Origin of the sequence: Desulfosarcina cetonica JCM 12296 (assembly GCF_001311845.1) — a bacterium.
GTDB lineage: Bacteria > Desulfobacterota > Desulfobacteria > Desulfobacterales > Desulfosarcinaceae > Desulfosarcina > Desulfosarcina cetonica.
Genome location: NZ_BBCC01000492.1, coordinates 1 through 992, shown reverse-complemented (window position 1 = coordinate 992; position 992 = coordinate 1). Strand labels below are relative to the sequence as shown.

Genomic DNA, 992 nt, shown 5'->3' with positions numbered 1-992 from the left:
ACCCTCGCTGATGCGGGCACGCAGTTCCCGCAGCATGCGCGGCAGGTCGATGTTGACCGGGCAGGCATCCTTGCAGGCCCCGCACAGGCTCTCGCCCATGCACAGGTCCTTGGCCTTATTCAGGCCGATCAAGAGCGGTGTGACCACGGCGCCCACCGGTCCCGAATAGGGGCTGCCATAGGCATGACCGCCGATCTTGCCATACACCGGACAGACATTCAGGCAGGCCGAGCAGCGGATGCAGCAGAGCATTTCGCGAAAGGCCGGGTCGGCCAGGATCCGGCTGCGACCGTTATCGATGATGATCAGGTGGAATTCCCCGGGGCCCGTCGGGATGGGTGTCGCCGCCGGGTCCGCCCACGTAGCTCACGTATCCGCCCAGTCGCTGGGCCGCCGCGCCGCGGGAGAGCAGGCGGAAGAGAATGTCGTGATCCTCCAGCCGGGCGACCACGCGTTCCATGCCCATGAAGGCCACATGCACGCGGGGCAGGGTGCTGGACATGCGGATATTGCCTTCGTTGGAGACGGTGGTGATATGACCGGTCTCGGCGCAGGCCAGGTTGCAGCCGGTAACCCCCATGTCGGCGGTGAGAAATTTCTCGCGCAGGGCTTTCCTGGCTGCCTGGGTCAGGGACGGCGGATCGTCGGTATAGGCGATGCCCAGTTTGTCGGCGAAAAGACGCCCCACCTGTTCACGGGTTTTGTGGATCGCCGGGGCAATGATGTGAGAGGGGCGTTCCCCGGCCAGCTGGATGATGTATTCGCCCAGGTCGGTTTCGTTGACTTCGATGCCTTCGGCGGCCAGGGCTTCGTTCAGCCCGACTTCCTCGGTGACCATGGATTTCCCCTTGACCACCCGTTTGACCTCGTGACGGCGGGCCACGGCCAGGCAGTAGGCCACGGCTTCCTCGGCCGAAGCGGCGAAAAAGACCTGGCCGCCCTGCCGGCGCACGTTGTCGGCCAGGGTTTCCAGCAGGATGTCGAGGTTGTCG

At 64.9% G+C, this 992-nt stretch carries 2 protein-coding genes; both read right to left on the bottom strand.

The features are described from left to right. On the bottom strand, positions 1-252 hold a 252-nt coding region (locus JCM12296_RS43025; RefSeq protein WP_218188462.1), incomplete at its 3' end, for a 4Fe-4S dicluster domain-containing protein. Between the two features lie 40 nt (positions 253-292). After that, positions 293-992 (bottom strand): LUD domain-containing protein (locus JCM12296_RS35170; protein WP_218188461.1); only part of this gene is annotated, 700 nt, incomplete at its 5' end.